At 36.6% G+C, this 17,510-nt stretch carries 13 protein-coding genes and 1 tRNA gene; 10 read left to right on the top strand and 4 right to left on the bottom strand.

Going from position 1 to position 17,510, the window contains the following annotated elements; all coding sequences use genetic code 11:
- Positions 1 to 20: 20 nt before the first annotated feature.
- Positions 21 to 1,175 carry a glycosyltransferase gene (locus AB3219_RS02045; protein WP_260365954.1) on the top strand — a complete coding sequence of 385 codons (1,155 nt, stop codon included), beginning with the start codon at positions 21 to 23 and terminating at the stop codon, positions 1,173 to 1,175.
- A gap of 476 nt (positions 1,176 to 1,651) precedes the next feature.
- Here the strand turns inward: AB3219_RS02045 and nagE are convergent, their stop codons facing one another.
- Positions 1,652 to 3,643, bottom strand: coding sequence for an N-acetylglucosamine-specific PTS transporter subunit IIBC (gene nagE / locus AB3219_RS02040; RefSeq protein WP_216753270.1), 1,992 nt, complete (start codon positions 3,641 to 3,643; stop codon positions 1,652 to 1,654).
- Positions 3,644 to 3,871: 228 nt separating this feature from the next.
- Between nagE and AB3219_RS02035 the strand changes: the two genes are divergently transcribed.
- From AB3219_RS02035 to AB3219_RS02010, 6 genes are all read left to right on the top strand, one after another.
- Positions 3,872 to 4,156 (top strand): helix-turn-helix transcriptional regulator, encoded by a 285-nt coding sequence (locus tag AB3219_RS02035; RefSeq protein ID WP_057807397.1) that lies wholly within the window; start codon positions 3,872 to 3,874, stop codon positions 4,154 to 4,156.
- Positions 4,157 to 4,221: 65 nt separating this feature from the next.
- A complete protein-coding gene (locus tag AB3219_RS02030; protein WP_263749779.1) occupies positions 4,222 to 5,403 on the top strand; it encodes an MFS transporter in 1,182 nt (393 codons plus the stop codon).
- A 195-nt stretch (positions 5,404 to 5,598) separates the two neighbouring features.
- Positions 5,599 to 5,671, top strand: a tRNA-Thr gene (locus tag AB3219_RS02025).
- Between the two features lie 585 nt (positions 5,672 to 6,256).
- Positions 6,257 to 7,894, top strand: a complete 1,638-nt coding sequence (locus tag AB3219_RS02020; protein ID WP_253953655.1) for a peptide ABC transporter substrate-binding protein — start codon at positions 6,257 to 6,259, stop codon at positions 7,892 to 7,894.
- Between the two features lie 3 nt (positions 7,895 to 7,897).
- Entirely contained in the window at positions 7,898 to 9,175 is a 1,278-nt protein-coding gene (gene pepT, locus AB3219_RS02015) for a peptidase T (RefSeq protein ID WP_216763194.1), read from the top strand.
- Between the two features lie 122 nt (positions 9,176 to 9,297).
- The gene (locus tag AB3219_RS02010) at positions 9,298 to 9,945 is read left to right on the top strand and encodes an NAD(P)H-dependent oxidoreductase (protein ID WP_216753265.1); all 648 of its coding nucleotides are present in this window, start codon (positions 9,298 to 9,300) and stop codon (positions 9,943 to 9,945) included.
- Between the two features lie 125 nt (positions 9,946 to 10,070).
- On the opposite strand, the gene AB3219_RS02005 is transcribed toward AB3219_RS02010, so the two are convergent.
- The gene (locus AB3219_RS02005; protein ID WP_216753264.1) at positions 10,071 to 10,265 is read right to left on the bottom strand and encodes a hypothetical protein; all 195 of its coding nucleotides are present in this window, start codon (positions 10,263 to 10,265) and stop codon (positions 10,071 to 10,073) included.
- 286 nt (positions 10,266 to 10,551) lie between these two features.
- On the opposite strand from AB3219_RS02005, the gene efp reads away from it, so the two are divergent.
- Positions 10,552 to 11,130, top strand: coding sequence for an elongation factor P (efp, locus tag AB3219_RS02000; protein WP_216753263.1), 579 nt, complete (start codon positions 10,552 to 10,554; stop codon positions 11,128 to 11,130).
- A 105-nt stretch (positions 11,131 to 11,235) separates the two neighbouring features.
- On the top strand, positions 11,236 to 12,111 hold the full coding sequence (locus AB3219_RS01995; RefSeq protein ID WP_216753262.1) for an ROK family protein: 876 nt from the start codon (positions 11,236 to 11,238) through the stop codon (positions 12,109 to 12,111).
- 89 nt (positions 12,112 to 12,200) lie between these two features.
- Here the strand turns inward: AB3219_RS01995 and AB3219_RS01990 are convergent, their stop codons facing one another.
- Entirely contained in the window at positions 12,201 to 12,605 is a 405-nt protein-coding gene (locus AB3219_RS01990; protein WP_216753261.1) for an iron-sulfur cluster biosynthesis family protein, read from the bottom strand.
- Positions 12,606 to 12,943: 338 nt separating this feature from the next.
- On the bottom strand, positions 12,944 to 15,139 hold the full coding sequence (locus AB3219_RS01985; RefSeq protein WP_367369259.1) for a DUF6056 family protein: 2,196 nt from the start codon (positions 15,137 to 15,139) through the stop codon (positions 12,944 to 12,946).
- A gap of 893 nt (positions 15,140 to 16,032) precedes the next feature.
- On the opposite strand from AB3219_RS01985, the gene AB3219_RS01980 reads away from it, so the two are divergent.
- Positions 16,033 to 17,484: an ABC transporter permease gene (locus tag AB3219_RS01980; RefSeq protein WP_367369258.1), complete on the top strand. Its 1,452-nt coding sequence runs from the start codon at positions 16,033 to 16,035 to the stop codon at positions 17,482 to 17,484.
- Positions 17,485 to 17,510 lie beyond the last annotated feature (26 nt).

The following is a 17,510-nucleotide window of genomic DNA, read 5'->3' as shown; positions in this document are numbered from 1 at the left end:
TAAAGTAGGAGTGAATTAGTATGAAACCAGTAAAAACAGCAACCAAGGATGTGCCTCAGGGAGATATCCATGGTTATGATGGGATTTTAAAGTATTTCAATAGTGAACCTGTTAAACAAACAAAAAAGGATGTGTACCATTCGATTACGTTTGTGACTACAGGTATCATTGCTTATGATGGTGGACAAACCACCATGTTGCATTTAGGAACTTTATTGAGTCGACAGGGATATGATGTCTACTATTTAAGTTATGTCCCACAATCAAGTCAAGAAATGGCCCAAAACGCAGAATTCAACTATGCAGGATATGAAGGTACATGTTTAGACATGAGTCAATTGGATTTACACAAGTCTGATATCTGGATCGCCACATTATGGGAGTCGGCTTACGTGATCAAAAATAAACCGGGTTATAAAATGTACTTTGTTCAAGACTATGAGCCCTATTTCTATCCTTATGGTGATCGTTATCAGATGGCCAAAAAGAGTTATGAACTGGGTCTTCATATGGTTTCATTGGGACCTTGGTGTGCCAAAAAGATTAAGGAGAATTGTGAAGTCACAAGTCCCATTGATCAAATCAATTTCCCAGTAAATTTGGAACAGTATCCGTATCAATCACGAGATTTTAGTCGTTACCAAAATAAAAGTAGTTTTGATGTTGCAGTGTATACCAAGTGGAGTAGTCCAAGACGCGCACCAATCAACATTCAATTGAGTTTGAAAAACTGTCAGCAAATTTTAGCTAGCCATGACATGAAACTGAATTTGCATTACTTTGGAACTGAAAAGTCGGCAAAATTCATTAATGGTGAAAACTTAGGTAAGCTAACTCAAAAAGAAATGATTGATTTATATCATCGCTGCGATTTCGGTATCGCGCCGTCTATGACGAACTTTTCACTTGTTCCATTTGAAATGATGAGTTGTGGATTACCACTCATTGATTTTAAGGAAGGAACGGGTAAGTATTTCTTACCAGCAGGATCGTATTTACAAACCAGCTTTGACGAAAAATATTTAGCGCAAACATTTTTAAATGCCAGATTAAACAGTTTTGTGATTGAAAAACGAGTTAAAAAAGGTGTTTCTCATTTGCAATCAATTACTTGGAAACAGACGTTAACTGATTTCAAAGCAATCATTGAAAAAATTTCGGTAGCAGTAGCTTAAAATAAAAAAGATTGAAACTATAGGCTTAACGGAAAATTCCGTGTTGCACTATAACTTCAATCTTTTTTTAGATTTATTACTAAAGGTTGAAACTACAAAAAAATATCTCGTTGCCTGATACAAAAGTGTTCATGGCAACAAAATTAGATTAAAAATGTCGTCTTCCAGCAAATTTGGGCTGGAACGTAGTGGGCACGACTTAGAGCCGAAATACACGTCTCTAAGCTCGGCCTTTATCTAAGCGAAACCCGCTAAGATAAATGTCACTACTGAGCCCATTTGCTTCCAGACTAAGTCTAATCTTTGCAATCAGTACACTGACATAACAATTATTATATATTAGTGCTAATGAACATTATTTATAGGCTAAGTCGTTTAACAGCAGTTATTGAAGCGATTTTGATACTTTCAACCTTTAGTTGAGAACTAAAAGCTTCAAAATTATACTTAGTTGTTGGACATAAATCTTTAATTTACTATTTGGTTGTGGCCTCCAAAATTTTAGTTGTAGAAGAAACCTGATTATTCATAACTTTAAATTTCAGCAGTGAAACGGCATCCATGTTGGTGATAATTACCATCATGGGTGTTTGTTTACCAGCAGCTTTGATGGCTTGTAAGTCAACTTGAGCAACCAAATCGCCATGTTTAACACGTTCACCATCGCTCACCTTTACATCAAAAGGTTTACCTTTTAGTTCAACCGTATCAATTCCCATGTGTAAGAGAACTTCCAAACCAGAATCGGTTGTGAAACCGATCGCGTGTTTAGTTGGAAAAACTGTGGTTACTGTACCGTCTACAGGTGAAGTGATGGTTCCCGTTGTGGGTTCAATAGCAAAGCCATCACCTAACATTTTTTGTGAAAAGGTTTGATCATTGACATCTTCAATGTTCATATATTTACCATCCGCTACACTGTAGAATTCGTTCAAAACGGCTGATTTTATCGAAGTATCGGTAGCTTTTGAAGCTGTGTTGGTAGTGAGTGAACCTTCAAGTTCTGAAAGTGGTGTTTTTTCGTTAAATAGTTTGCTTAATGCATCAGCAACAAATTGAACTTCGGTTCCAATGATAATATGAAGATTTATTTTATCTAATTTATTTAAACCAACGGCACCGCTTTTCTTTATAGCAATCTCGTCAATTTTATCGGTGTCCTTTAATTGCAAACGTAAGCGAGTCGTACAATTATCTACGGCGGTCAGATTTTCTGCACCACCTAAGGCGACGTAAATTTTTTTGGCTTGAACGGTGTATTTGTCATCCTTCTCATCAGTCTTGATGCTTGTTGATGCAGTACCACCGTCAGTTTCTGCTAATGGCTCTCTTCCGGGGGTCATTAAGTTGAATTTTTGAATGGCAAAATTAAATCCAAAGTAATAGATGGCTGCCATAACTAATCCTTGGGGAATTAGCATTAAAGGATGATTGGCAATGGGATTTTTCAAACTTAACACGTAATCAATTAGACCAGCACTAAATGAAAAACCAGCAGTCCAGTGCATGAAGGCGGCAAATGCCATTGAAAGTCCCATGAAAAAAGCATGGATCACATATAAAGGCCAAGCAACGAACATAAATGAAAATTCAAGTGGTTCAGTAACACCGGTGAAAAAGGATGCGAAAGCACCAGCCAACATTAAGGAACCAACCTCTTGTTTTCGTTCAGGTCGAGCGTTTCGATAAATGGCATAGGCGCCAGCTGGTAAACCAAACATCATGACAGGGAAGAAACCAGCTTGATACATACCAGTAACTCCCTTAGGACCCTCATGTGCTAAAAATTTACCAATATCATTGATGCCAGCAACATTAAACAGAAAAACGGAGTTCAAAGCTTGATGAAGTCCGGTTGGAATCAGTAAACGGTTGAAAAAGCCGTAAATTCCTGCGCCAAGTGGTCCTAAGCCAACCACAAATTTTCCGAAAAGGACCAAGGCGTTATATAAGGGTGGCCAAACGACGAGTAACACGGCACTGATGATGAGCATAACTAAAGCGGCCAAAATGGGAACTAAACGTTTACCACTAAAGAACGAAAGCGCCATTGGCAACTTCGTTTCGTGGAATCGATTATATAAAGCAGCTGCAATTAAACCTGACATGATGCCGATGAAAACGTTGCTGATTGCGCCAAAGGCAGGATCAACTGAAGCAACCTTAGTTCCAAGCAAGGTTGCGACTGAACTAGATTTTAAAACATTGGTCGGGACTTCAAAGGCGACCAAACCAGCTAAAGCAGCTGAGCCATCTTTATCTTTTGCCATACCAAGAGCGGTACCAACGGCAAAGAGCAATGGTAATTGATTCAAGATGGCATTTCCGCCAGCTTGTAAAAATCGTGCAATAAAACCATTATTTGCTGAAGCCCACCAGAAGCCGACACCAACAAGAAGTGCTGCCGCTGGCAAAACAGCTACGGGTAGCTGAAGTGAACGACCTAACCTTTGAAAATATGTTTTCATTATGAAAACCTCCTGAAAAATAGAATGAAAGTTACAAATAATTTCATTTATTAGTCTAGGTTACAGAAAATGAAAAAGCAAGTGGTCATGTTACATGATCTCATATGTGTGGGCATTTATTTGTGATATCGCGAAATTGGTTTACATGAAAATGGATGATGAATATATCTAAAATATTTTTCAATTTATGATTTGCACTTTTATTCAATTAGGTTTACCGTTAGTTTCATGAATATCGAACAACGAGATCAAAAAATTGCCCAAATATTTAAAGCACTGGCGGAACCTAATCGATTAAAAATTATTCGTGTCCTTTATCAGGCACAAAGAGAAATGACTTGTGGAGAGGTTGGCAAGGAATTAAATATTAGCAAGTCTACTGTGTCTTATCATTTTAAAGCATTACGATTAATAGGTCTGACCAATACTAGAAAAATTGCGCAGGAAAAATATTTATCAATCAATGTTGAAACGTTTCAAACATACTTACCCGGATTTCTAGAAACACTGTAATGCTTTGGTTGTTTTAATATTTTAGTTCGATGCATACCGAACTAATACAAGGAGAAAGTGATACGATGCAGAAACATAGTCGATTTTTAACCATTAGTATGATGTTGGTTGCCGCTAATATGCGTTTACCCATTACGATAATGCCATCATTAATTCAAAGTTTTAAACAAAATTTCAATTTGCCAAATTCTTTGGCGGGTATGTTAACGACCATTCCGTTGCTAACATTTGCTGTGATGTCGCCAATCATCGCCAAATTGGCGCGCCACTTTGGTAATGAGCACGTCATTTATGCTTTCTTAATCATTTTGGCAATCGGAAGCTATTTACGGGTAATTCCAAGTAGTGCTGCTTTATTAGTAGGAACATTATTGGTTGGTGTTGGAATTGATGCTGGAAATGTTTTAATTCCAGCAGTGATTAAAGATAATTTTTTTAGTAAAATTTCGGTAGCTACGAGTGAATATACCTTGTCAATGTTATTTGTTGGTGCGCTGGGAACTGGCATTACTGGCATTTTAATTAAAAAGTATCCATTGGCAATTGTGATGGGTCTTCTTTCTGTTATTAGTCTAATTAATTTAGTTACATGGGTGCCAAACTTAAAATATAATGTGCGTGAAAAAGCAGTGACCACCCCTGCCGAAAATAAGCAATTCTTACATAAAAGTGTTTGGAAGTTACCGCTAGGATGGGTAGCTGCGGCGTTTTTTGGCCTTCAAGCCTTAGTTTATTATTCACTTTTAACTTGGATGCCAAGTCTATTAATTAGCCAGGGCTATTCAAGTGTTCAAGCAAATAATATGGCAACTTTATTGCAACTGGTAGGTTTACCTTTTGCGTATTTGGTACCAACTTTGGCACTAAAGAAACATGGTGTGGCGAGCATGGTGGCAGTTACGTTTGTTGGCTTTGTTGGTGGAACACTGGGGTTGACATTACCCATTCATGCAGTTTTCTGGGCCACTTTGATGAATTTACTGATGGGTTTTGGTGCGGGGGCCTCATTTAATTTAGCGGTGGTGTTCTTTACAACTAAAACGACGAATGGTTTTGAAACGGCCGATCTGTCTGGAATGGCACAATCAGCTGGGTACTTGTTGGCAGCTGTGGGTCCTGTTTTATTCGGTTACCTAAATAATTTGGTTCATTCATGGACAATTGTTTTGTTGGCTGCAGCAATTTTTGCAACATTGTTGGCATTAAGTGGTGTTGTGATGAACCAACACACAAATATCTATGAGTAAAAAGTTTAGTTGTAACAAAATTAATTTAACTGTATACTCACCCGGTTCGAAATGTGTAATAGTGGACGTAATTAAAAACGGCTATTTCTGATTCAAAGGAATAATTTGTAGCTAAAAATAAAAAAATATTTGATTCTTTGTCATAATTCGGTATACTAGTTAAGGAGTCTTTTTGACTTTTTACCAATATAACATGCTTGTTTAGCTCAGTTGGTAGAGCATCGCTCTAGTAAAGCGGAGGTCGCTGGTTCAAGTCCAGTAACAAGCACTGAATGACACTCACCTTGTGGGTGTTTTTTTTTTTTTTGCAAAAAAATGATATTAAAACGAAAATAACTCGAAAAATTAAAATTGACATTATAGAATTGACTTGTTTTTTCTGAAAATAAAAAATTTTATGTTTTTGGAATAGAAAAATTAGGCGAGACAATTTCTGTCTACAAGGCATTTTAATGTTTGATGATTGAATATTGGTCTATACACAATGAGATGATCATCATTTAATTCTCATTGACAACACAAAATTCAGTGATATGATTAAAAACGAGTTAGAGAAATAGTCTGAGATACAGTGATAAGAAGAGTAGCATAATTAGTATGATTATAGAGACCGTGAGTTGGTGAAAACACGGATCAAAACGTTGTGTGAAGATGAACTTGGAGTAAATTAATAGTGAAAGCTGTTAATTCGTTATGAGGTCCGTTAACACCTCAAACTTTTGGTAGCAGAAGTTATTGAGGTGAAGTATGTGAGTACTTCATAAATTAAGGTGGTCACACGAAAATCGTCCTTCAGAAATGAGGGGCGATTTTTTTATTTTGTTAATTTTATTTTTTAGGGGAGATGGTTGTTTTGAAGGGAAAAACAAAGGCAATTATTATTGGTTTAGGATTATTAATTCTGAGTGGCTGTGGTACACAAGCTAAGTCTGATGGTAGCACACAACTGGCTAAAAAACAGGTCTTAAATTGGACAGAAAGCTCTGAATTAGCAACTGCAGATTTATCACAAGCAACAGATACATTGAGTTTTAATACTTTAATGAATACGCAAGAAGGACTTTATCGTTTGAATAGTAAGGGAACGCCTCAGGGTGCATTAGCAACTAAAACTAAAGTTTCTAATGGTGGTAAAACATATACATTCACCTTACGAAAAGGAGCAAAATGGTCTAATGGAGATGCCGTAACGGCACAAGATTTTGTTTATTCATGGCAACGAACCGTTAATCCGAAAACGGCGTCTCAAGATGCTTTTTATTTCTTTCAAGTAAAAAATGCTGAGGCCATTAATAATGGTAAAAAGTCAGTCAACGCTTTAGGAATCAAGGCTAATGGGAAGTACAAACTAACTGTGACTTTAACAAAACCAGTTTCCTACTTCAAAAAGTTACTGGCTTGGCCATTATTCTATCCTCTGAATCAAAAGGTAGTTAATCAATACGGTAAAAGGTTTGGCACGCAAGCAAAATACACAGTTTCTGACGGTCCTTACAAACTAACTAATTGGAATGGTCAAAGTAAAAAATGGACTTTGACTAAAAACAATAACTATTGGGATAAAAAGGCTGTTCATCTAACAAAAATTAACGAGCTTGTTACAGAAAGTACGACTACAAGTTATAACCTGTTTAATTCTAAGCAAACCGATGAAACACTTTTAAGTGGTCAACAAGTCAAGAATAATAAAAATAATGCGAACTTTGTAAAACGGCTATCAACTGCAACTGCTCGCTTAGAGTTAAATCAAAACAAGGTAAAGGCTTTTAAAAACGTAAATGTACGTCGAGCTTTTTCACTAGCTATTAATCGCAAACAATTAACAAATGACGTCTTACAAGACGGTTCTGAACCGCTTAAAGGTTTTGTACCTGCTGGAATGGGTAACAATCCCAAGACTGGTGAATCCTTTGATAGAGAAGCCTATGTGAAATCAGCAGTCAGTTCAAATCTAACTAAAGCAAAACAATTGTTGAAGACGGGGTATCAACAAACTGGAGTTAAAAATATTCACATTACACTTTTAACCTCTGACACGGATAGCAGCAAACAAACGGCTGAATTTCTACAGACGGAATTAGATCGTTTACCAAATGTAAAGGTTGCAATTTCAACAATTCCTTTTGTTCAACTTATTTCTAAACAAAACGAAAAAGAATATGAGGCAACCATTCAGACTTGGCAATCAGTTTTTGCTGATCCAATCAATTTCTTAGATGTTTATGAATCCGGATCTAGCTACAATACGTCAGGATATAAGAGTAAGACATTTGACAAACTCTTAGATGAGTCAGAAAACGACTATGGTAATCAACCTGAGAAACGCTGGGCAAAATTAGTGGCTGCGGAAAAAGTCTTAATGAACGATCAAGGTACCATCCCACTCTATCAAGTTGCTAAATCACAGTTATTGCGCTCAAACGTTAAGAGTGTTGTTTACAATCCTGCGGGCGTACCTTATGACTGGAAAACGGCTTATATTACAAAGTAATAGATGAAAACAATGAGTGAAATTAATCAAGATTATATCGAAAAATTATTTGTAAATTATGCGAAGATAAATACGCGTTCCAACGATCGTAGTCAAACGGTTCCGACGACGCCAGGACAAGTTGAACTAGCCAAACAAGTCGCAGCAGATTTGAAACAACTAGGCGTTGATGAAGTGAAGTTTGATGAAAGCAATGGCTATGTGACAGCGACTTTACCTAGTAACTCAGACAAACCAATCACGGCACTTGGTTTCATTGCACACTTAGATACTGCAGACTTTTCGGCCGATTATGTGAAACCACAAATTCATCCCGATTATGATGGTCAAGACATTGTTTTAAATGAAGCTAAACATATTGTCTTAAAAGTTAGTGAATTTCCAAACCTAAAAAAGTTTGTGGGACAATGTTTGATTACTACTGATGGGACAACTTTGTTGGGAGCCGATGATAAAGCGGGAGTGGCTGCGTTATTTGGCGCACTGGCTTACTTGCTTCAAAACCCAACTGTAGAACATGGCCCGATTCGTGTTGCCTTTGGTCCTGATGAAGAGATTGGCCGCGGTGCTAAACGATTTGATGCTAAGAACTTTGGTACGAATTTCGCGTACACGCTAGATAATGGACAACCCGGGCAGTTGGAATATGAAACTTTTAATGCTTCTGAGGCTTCGATTGAAGTGGAAGGAACGGCAGTCCATCCTGGTGATGCTTATGGGTTGATGGTTAATGCGGTAACCATTGCAAATGAAATTGTTAGTTCATTACCCAAAGATGAAGTTCCTGAAAAAAGTCGCAATCATGATGGTTTTATTTTAGTCAATCACTTCTGCGGAACCGTGGCACATGCCAGTTTAAATCTAATTATTCGCGATTTTGACACACCGCGTTTTCACCAAAAAGAAACGTTGCTTAAGGCAATTGTGAACAAAATTAATGAACGTTTCAAGGAACCGCGTGTTACGTTAAAATTAACGGAGCAGTATCAAAATATTGGTGATGAAATTCGCAAAAATCCTTACATTGTTAATTTAGCGTTAGATGCTTATCGAAGTATTGGTTTGAAACCGGACATTCAACCATTTCGTGGCGGAACGGATGGTAATGCAATTACGGCTAAAGGGATTCCAACGCCAAATTTGTTTAACGGCGGCGATAATTTTCATGGCCCGTATGAGTTTGTGACGACTGAAGCAATGGCTTTAACCGCCAAAACAATTGTGGCAATTGCGCAAGAACATGTCCGTCAATTTGGTCATCATAATAAGCAAAAGTTATAGATAATTAGTCACTTCAACGTAAAAATTGGAGTGACTAATTTTGTCTAAAAGTACTTTTTTACTAGGTGTTAGAATGTTTTGTGTTATTGTAAAAGCGTAAATAAATTAATGGAGATGATGAAATGAGTACCGTTTTGGTGATTAAAGCTCATCCAAAAACTGAAGCTGTTTCAAATGCGCTGACCATTGGCGATCGCTTTATTGAAACTTATCAACAAACGCATCCACAGGATCAAATTTTAGTACATGATTTGTATGCTGAAGGGGTCCCGGAGATTGACAGCAGTAATCTGGATAGTTGGAAAAAGTTAACAAATGGCGTAACTTACCAGGAGCTTTCCAATAATGAACAAATTTTGTTGAGTCGACAGCAACAATTGCAGGAACAATTTATTCAAGCGGACAAGTATGTTTTTATTAGTCCAATGTACAATTTGTTTTTGCCAAACCGATTAAAGATGTATTTGGATTTGGTCATTGTTTCCACTAAAACGTGGGTGGAGGGTGAACATGGCCCAGAAGGCACGTTGCATGACAAAAAGGCTATTCATGTTCAGTCGTCAGGCGGAACTTATCATCACACGAATAATGCTTTTATGGCAACACTTGATATGGGAGATAGTTATTTAAAGACGTTACTTGATCAGGTAGGTATCAAGGATTATCAAGGCATTTATTGTGAGGGTAATTCACATCGCGATGCTGATGATATGGCGGCTAATCGAGAAATAATTGCTAAAGAAGCTGAAAAGGCTGCTAAAGAATTTTAAAGTAAAAAAGTATGATCAAGCCTTTTATTAATTGAAGGTTGATCATACTTTTTAGTTACTAACTAAAGGCTGAAAGTTCAAAATACATCTCGTTGCCTGATATAAATGTGTTCTTGGTAACAAGATTAGATTAAACTACCCGTCCTGCGGCTCACATGGCTTGGTTGGCTTGATGCATATAAAAATTCTTTGTCTGTTAATTTATTCAAGCTGGCAAAATCGTAGCCCTTCCAAGAACGACGGTCAGTAGAAACTTGATCGTTTTCTGTCCAAGAAGTCAGGTACAGTAGCATTAAAGTTAAGTCATCAATTTTTGCCATAACAGTCCTCCAAAAGTTTTAGATTGATTAATCATATATGTTAAATGCAATTATTAATTAGCTTAATTGTATTTTGTTGGTGGATACAATTCAACGTATAATTAAGAAAAATAAAAAGTTTTGAACGGTTTCTTCATTAAGCAAACCTTTGTTTTGGAGCTTTTAGTGTTAAACTAGATATAAATACTAAAACGAAGGGGAGTCGGCTATATGAGTCCTGGACCTGCGCGATCAATAAATGAGGTTATAAGTAGTTAAATTCAAGTAACGTACAAGGAGAAAACACATGATTGAAGCAATAAATCTTAAAGCAGGAATGACATTTGAACAAAACGGTAAATTAATTAAAGTATTGGCTGCAGAACATCATAAGCCAGGTAAGGGTAATACTGTGATGCGGATGAAGTTATACGACCTGCGTTCAGGTTCAACTGTTGAAAAGACAATGCGTCCTGAAGAAAAGGTTGAACAGGCTATTGTTGATACAAAAGATGCTCAATATCTTTATACCCAAGGCGATGTTGCTGTATTTATGGATATGGAAACCTATGAGCAATATGAAATTCCAACAGCTACTATTCAAAATGAAATGAAGTATATGTTGGAAAATATGAATGTTAAAATCGATTACTTTAATTCAGAAGTGATCGGGATAACATTGCCAAATACCGTACAGTTAAAAGTCGCTCAAACTGAACCATCAATTAAGGGCGCAACTGTTGCAGGATCTGGTAAATCAGCAACCATGGAAACTGGTTTGGTTGTCACTGTACCAGATTTCATTAAGGAAGGCGAAGTTCTCGATATCAATACTCAAAAGGGCACATATCAAAGCCGAGCTTCAAAATATAACGACGAAAATTAATAGTTGCCAGAGGATGATTTCGATGAGAAATCATCCTTTTTTAATTGTATAATGAAAATGTATCCGATTTCATAAATTAAAATATAAAGACAGAAGTGATTGAAAATGAGTAACATTGGATTGATTGATATTGGCGGAACCACAATCAAATTTGCAGTTTGGGATGGGCAACGTTTAGTGGGTCACAATTTTCGAAAAACGCCAAAGACATTATCTGAATTTTATGAGATTTTAACAGCTGAAGTTACAAAAATGAAAACCCAATTTGAAATTTCAGGAGTTGGCATCAGTTCTCCTGGTGCAGTAAATAAAAAAACGGGTGTGATCGAAGGCGCAAGTGCCTTACCGTACATTCATAATTTTAAGATTCAACCTGAACTGGAAAAAAGATTTGATTTGAAGATTAGCATGGAAAACGATGCCAATTGTGCTGCCCTGGCCGAGCTGGTAGATGGTGCCGGCGTGGGTGCAGACAGTTTGTTATTTTTGGTGATTGGTACTGGAGTCGGCGGTTCTGTTATTATTAATCATAAAATTTGGCATGGTGCTCATTTATTTGGTGGCGAGTTTGGATTCACTTTATCTGATGACAAACATATTTTAAGTGAGTTGGGAACCTCGGTGAGAGTTGCCGAAAGATATAATAAAAAAACAAATGCGCAAAAAACTGGTAAAGAAGTGTTTGATCTAGCTAAGTCTGGGGATGCTATTGCTCAAGCTGAAGTGAACAAAATGTATTGGGCACTTGCAAAAGGAATCTATAATTTACAGTACAGTTTTGATCCTGAAAAAATTGTCATTGGTGGTGCAGTTTCAAACAACCCTGATTTAATTCCAAATATTGAACAAAATATTGAAGAAATCAGAAAACAAGTTAAAATTGCTTCAATTAAACCAGATGTAGTGGCTTGCAAGTATACGGACATGGCGAATTTAAGAGGGGCCGTTGTGGACTTTCAACAAACATATGGGGAGCTATGAAGCTTTGAAGTGATATTTGGATAATAGAATGAAACAAAAAGGATGGCAATCAGTGATTTGCCATCCTTTTATATCGGAATTTTAAATTATTAACAAATCTTGCCACCCAATTCAGACATTTCAGCCTTCATAGCTTGTTTGTCTTTAGTAGGTGCTTGATAGGTATCTACAGTAACAGCTCCGTCAAGAACACCGCTATCATCAGTTAACCGTAACGAAGCGTTCTTATAATCAAGTGCTAAGCCATTACCAAGAAATGTGGTTTCTGGTTCAGCGGTCGTCATTGTAAACCCGGCGTTATTTTCTAATGTGACAGAATATTCTGGATCTTCCTGATCAGCCACAACTAATTGAAATTTATTTCCAATTGCACATGAGCCACCAAGTTTTGAAAATTTACTGGAACCATCATCCAATGCTAAAAATACGTGTTTACCAGCTGAAATTTTGCTTGCCAAGTAAGTTTCCGCTTGATCTTTAATATTAATTTTCATTAGATTTCACCATCTTTCAAAGTTTTGTTTTCTTAGTTACAGTAAGTATAATACGAGCTTACTATAAATAAGTAAAGCAGACTGCTCAAATTTTATTTTAAAAAAATTGTTGTTTTAATCTTGGTTTAAGGTTGAGACTTTATTATAAATATATTCATTAAGAAAGAGCATTTCAAGATGAAGATGAGATTTTTCATATGTTCAACTCCCCTGTGAATATTAACTTACATCAAAAGCTATTCAATTAGCTTAGAGACCGAATCATACCGCGAATGTGATTCGGTTTTTTTGTGTCTGTTTTAAGCCAATTAATTACTAATTGCATATAAAAAATCATCCTAGTTATTTTGCTTTTTATTTTGATAATAGGCAATAAGTGAGTCCCAAATAACAAAAAGTATGCCGCCGATAATCAACCACCGTGATGTAGGGTTAAGGATCAGCCGCTGCCAAAGTGATCGCTTGTAAACTTGAATTTTTAAGGTTTGGATACCAGCAACTGGCATGACTACTGTTGTGGGTTGATCACTTTTCATGCGATAGCCAAGCGGGGCAGCTAGTTTAAAATCAGCTCCGGTTTTAACTTGAACGAAAACCTGTTTAACTAATTTTTGTTTTTGTAAATAGTTGATGGTGACGCCTTGTAAACTAGGTTTTACCCAGATAGTTATCTTTGAAGTGGTTCGATTGGTAAATCTGTATGAATTAGGAGCTCCCTTCTCCGTTGTATAACCGGCAATTGAGGCTTTGCTGATATTAATTGTTTGGCCAGCCTTGCCGCTAATTGATTCAGTACCAACAATCTTATTGTTCTTTTTAATACGATAAATTAATTTTGCATGAGTTTGTTTTGCAGCTCGTTTTACTTTAATTGTGATGGTTTGATTAGCAGCAGTTGTGAAAGTATAGCTTTGTGGATTTTTAGCAAGAGTAGTGTAACCATTCACTGAGGCATGACTGATGTCAAAAGTACTTCCCACATAACCACTAATCGGTTCGGTTCCAACTTGTTTGCCCGTTTCATCAATATAACGTAGATAGGCTGTCTTCATAGTGGTTGCTGCATGCACAGGTACGGCATGCCCAATCTTTAAAACTTGACTGTGAAAACGAGTTAACCATTGATAAGTTTTCCAAGTTATACTTTGTCGATTAATCTTGACTTTAGCTGGTGTAATTGTGTTGTCAACGGTAATCGACTTTAGACCGTAATAACGTGCCATCCAAACGTTAAACCACTGTTTGTTAGGATTTCCAGGGCTGACATAAGTTGAAGAGAGATACATATTGTGATCGTCAGTAACCGGTGGCATACCCGGAACTTTAGCGTGCATAATGCCATGTTTGTGATTATAGCGGGCAATTGTATCGCCGGCCTTCCAGTAGGTAAACGAAGTATAATTAGATTTCACAGCGTTGTCATAAATTGGAATACTGATAAAGCCGATAATTATAGTTGCAATAATTGGTAGTAAACGTGGTAACCAAAATGACTGTCTCAGTTTGGCGTGATCGGACAATAAATTTAAAAGCGCAATAATAAAGTAAATATTGGGACCAAAAAATACACGACTTAGAATCTGAGGTGAGACGATCAACGCCACGATTCCTAAAAAACCGCCAATTCCATAAAGGACACCAGCTAGGTAATTTCGTTGATCGTGCCAGTTAAGGGTGTGATCATAAGCATGATGTTGCCCATACAGATAAACGGCTAATAGAACCAGAATTAAAATTAAAGTTCCAGAATATTTAAAGGTGTCAGTAATTAAACTAGCAATATCATATTGATCTCCGCGAACAGCGACTTGATTTAATCCGGAGATGACCAAAATACTAAAACTTTCTGCCCCTGCAATACCACCAGCCCATTTCCAGGCAAGTTGACTATTTTTCCAATCGAAAACAGTAAAGGCAAAGGCGACAAACAACGTCAGTGGGGCCGTGTTTTCGTTAGTTCCACCAGCCAAAAAGCCAAGAACCAGCATACCAATAAACATCAGGCGCGGATGCTTGGCGTGATAATTGAAACGATAAGGTAGTAGAAAAGTTAAATAAACTAAAGCGACCCACAGATAATTGAAGCCACCTGATAGCCACAAGATTGAGGTGCCAAAATCCGGTAAACATACCCACATTAAAGCAAAAGTCAAAGCTAGGTAACTGACGCGAAAATTTTTGAATTTTCCAAAGACATGAACGTTAATTAACAGGCCAACCAGTATATAGACGATGCTGTTAGCAATGTTATAAACAGACTTTGGAAACTGCATAAATAATTGCACACCAGTATGAGCAACAAAACGGCCATTATTAATTCGTGTGTGAATTTGAATTGATTGAATTAGGTCTAAGAGGTTATGAATACCACGCAGATGTTTGGTGGGCCATTCACCTTGAAAAAAGAAATGATACAAATAATCATCAGCCGAGTAACCGGTATAGTCATCCAGTTGTTTAAATAGGATGTAGACAAAAAAGATAATTAGACTAAAGCCAAGAATTCGTCCCCAAAATAGCCATTTTTTATTCATGATAAACTTCACCTACTCAGCTCATTAGCCGAATTTAATATTTCATTCAATTGTAGCATATAGGAATACGGTCAGATAAATAGATTAAATCTAAAGGTTGAAAGCACAAAAATGTATCTAATTGCCTGACACAAAAATGTTTATAGTAACAAAATTAGATTTAAATGCCGTCTTCCAGCAAATTTGGGCTGGAACGGGGTGCGAGCCGCAGGACGGCAGTTAAACTATTTTTTGGAGTCTAAGTCGTTTAACAGCAGTTATTGAAGTGATTTTGATACTTTCAACCTTTAGATTACATAAAATATAGTTTTGGGCCCTTAAATATTTTTTGAAAAAAGTTTTGCTTTTTAATCTTGATTTAAAGTTTGGCAATTAAGATGAATTTATTCATTAAGAAAGAAGTGATTTTTTCAAAACCTTCCAAGTTTTGGAAGAAGATGGATATTTTCCATATGTTCAACTCCCCTGTAAAAATTAACTTACATCATTGAAAGCTATCTAATTAGCTTAAAGATCGAATCATACCGCGAATGTGATTCGATCTTTTTCTTTGGTTCTAAAAAAGAATTTAAATTATTTTGTCTTTTAATCTTGATTTAAAGTTTAGGTTTTAAGATGAATTTATTCATTAAGAAAGAAGTGATTTTTTTCTAACCTTCCCAAGTTGGAAGAAGATGGATATTTTCCATATGTTCAACTCCCCTGTAAAAATTAACTTACATCATTGAAAGCTATCTAATTAGCTCAAAGATCAAATCATACCGCGAATGTGATTTGATCTTTTTTTTGATTATTTTTTGCCGAGCAAAAAATATTTCTTCCTATGAGAATCCTTAATCTTCGTTTAACCTAATTTGCGTAAGATAGAATTATCAATTCAAGGAGATGAAAGAATGAATTATTTAAAACGTTCAATGCTTTATTTGACCCATAAAAAAGGTCAAAGCTTGTTATTATTGTTGATTATGTCAGCAATTTTGGTTTTTGTATTATCAGGAATTATTATTCAAAATGCTGCAGTTTCTGCGACAAACAGTGTGACAAAATCGGCAGGAACCACAATTAGTGTTTCCGCTAATCGAAATAAAATGTTTTCAAAAATGCGTTCAAGTTCATCGAAGTCTAAAACGAAGACGATCACAACGCCTACGGTTTCCAATACAAAGATTAAAGAGGCAGGTAGTTTAAGCACAGTTGCTTACTATAATATTACGAACACAGCCTCAGTTAACGCAAGTTCATTTGATACCGTTTCAACGTCAACTGGTTCACAAGGCGGCGGTATGATGAAAGGTGGCTCTGGTGCCTCAACCGGAAACATTACAATTGATGGTGTTTCAAGCACAAAGTTGACTTCATCATTCATCTCTAAAGAAGACAAAATTGTTTCGGGACGTAATATTACGTCAAGTGATGCCAATACTAAGAATGTCGTAATTGAAAAAGAATTGGCAAGCTCTAACAGTATTAAAGTTGGCGATACAATCACAGTTAAAATGACGACTTCGGGTAAAAAGAAGATCAAGTTAAAAGTTGTTGGTATTTATAAAGCTAAGTCAACAAGTTTTAGTGGTATGCCTGGAAGTGATCCAAGTAACACGATTTATACCAGTTATACGTTACCAGCAACAATTACGGGTACAGAGGGCAAGTCAAGTACAGTAACCTATACACTCTCAAATTCAGCTAAAGAAAAAACAACAACTAAAAAAATTAAGAGCATTATTAACAGCAGTTCATTTAGCGTAAGTTCAAACGATGAAAGTTATCAACAATTATTACAACCAATGAAGAATGTTCAGTCGTTTGCAAAGAAAATTGTCTGGTTGGTAGCAATTGCTGGAACCATCATTTTGGGATTGATCATTATTCTGTCAGTCCGCACACGACAAAGAGAAATTGGTGTTTTAGTTTCACTAGGTGAATCAAAACTGAGAATTATTGGGCAGCTTTTCTCTGAACTGTTTGTCATTTTGATTGGTGCAATGGTTATTGCGCTTCTCCTAGGAAACTTTGTAGGTAATAAGGTAGGAAATCAATTATTAGCCCAACAGGAAACAACGTCAGTGTCATCGACATCAGGAGCCAACGGTGGACCTGGTGGTGGCGGTGGTGCACCTGGATCCAGTCAAAACGGTGGTGGTATGCGTGGTAGCGCAATGACATCAAAAACCACAACGAGTGCGGCAAATAAAAAAGCATTGAAGACGTTGAACACAAGTATTAGTCCAAGTTCGGTAATTAAATTGGGTGGTATGGGCTTAGTTATTATTGCTCTAACTGTTTGCGTTGCTGCCATTAGTATTTTGAGGTTGAGACCGAAGGATATCCTAATAGGTGAATAAACACTAAAGGTCAAATAAACAAGGAG

The sequence above is a fragment of the Pediococcus ethanolidurans genome (assembly GCF_964062635.1).
GTDB lineage: Bacteria > Bacillota > Bacilli > Lactobacillales > Lactobacillaceae > Pediococcus > Pediococcus ethanolidurans.
Note: the sequence above shows the minus strand (reverse complement) of the source record. Positions and strands in the feature narration are given on the sequence as shown.

Excerpts from the sequence above, each read along its gene's own strand:
- AB3219_RS02030 (WP_263749779.1), top strand. The coding sequence starts at position 4,222 with ATGCAGAAACATAGTCGATTTTTAACCATTAGTATGATGTTGGTTGCC.
- AB3219_RS01995 (WP_216753262.1), top strand. The coding sequence starts at position 11,236 with ATGAGTAACATTGGATTGATTGATATTGGCGGAACCACAATCAAATTT.
- pepT (WP_216763194.1), top strand. The coding sequence starts at position 7,898 with ATGAAAACAATGAGTGAAATTAATCAAGATTATATCGAAAAATTATTT.
- AB3219_RS02035 (WP_057807397.1), top strand. The coding sequence starts at position 3,872 with ATGAATATCGAACAACGAGATCAAAAAATTGCCCAAATATTTAAAGCA.
- AB3219_RS02045 (WP_260365954.1), top strand. The coding sequence starts at position 21 with ATGAAACCAGTAAAAACAGCAACCAAGGATGTGCCTCAGGGAGATATC.
- AB3219_RS01990 (WP_216753261.1), bottom strand. The coding sequence starts at position 12,605 with ATGAAAATTAATATTAAAGATCAAGCGGAAACTTACTTGGCAAGCAAA.
- nagE (WP_216753270.1), bottom strand. The coding sequence starts at position 3,643 with ATGAAAACATATTTTCAAAGGTTAGGTCGTTCACTTCAGCTACCCGTA.
- AB3219_RS01980 (WP_367369258.1), top strand. The coding sequence starts at position 16,033 with ATGAATTATTTAAAACGTTCAATGCTTTATTTGACCCATAAAAAAGGT.
- AB3219_RS02010 (WP_216753265.1), top strand. The coding sequence starts at position 9,298 with ATGAGTACCGTTTTGGTGATTAAAGCTCATCCAAAAACTGAAGCTGTT.
- efp (WP_216753263.1), top strand. The coding sequence starts at position 10,552 with ATGATTGAAGCAATAAATCTTAAAGCAGGAATGACATTTGAACAAAAC.
- AB3219_RS02005 (WP_216753264.1), bottom strand. The coding sequence starts at position 10,265 with ATGGCAAAAATTGATGACTTAACTTTAATGCTACTGTACCTGACTTCT.
- AB3219_RS01985 (WP_367369259.1), bottom strand. The coding sequence starts at position 15,139 with ATGAATAAAAAATGGCTATTTTGGGGACGAATTCTTGGCTTTAGTCTA.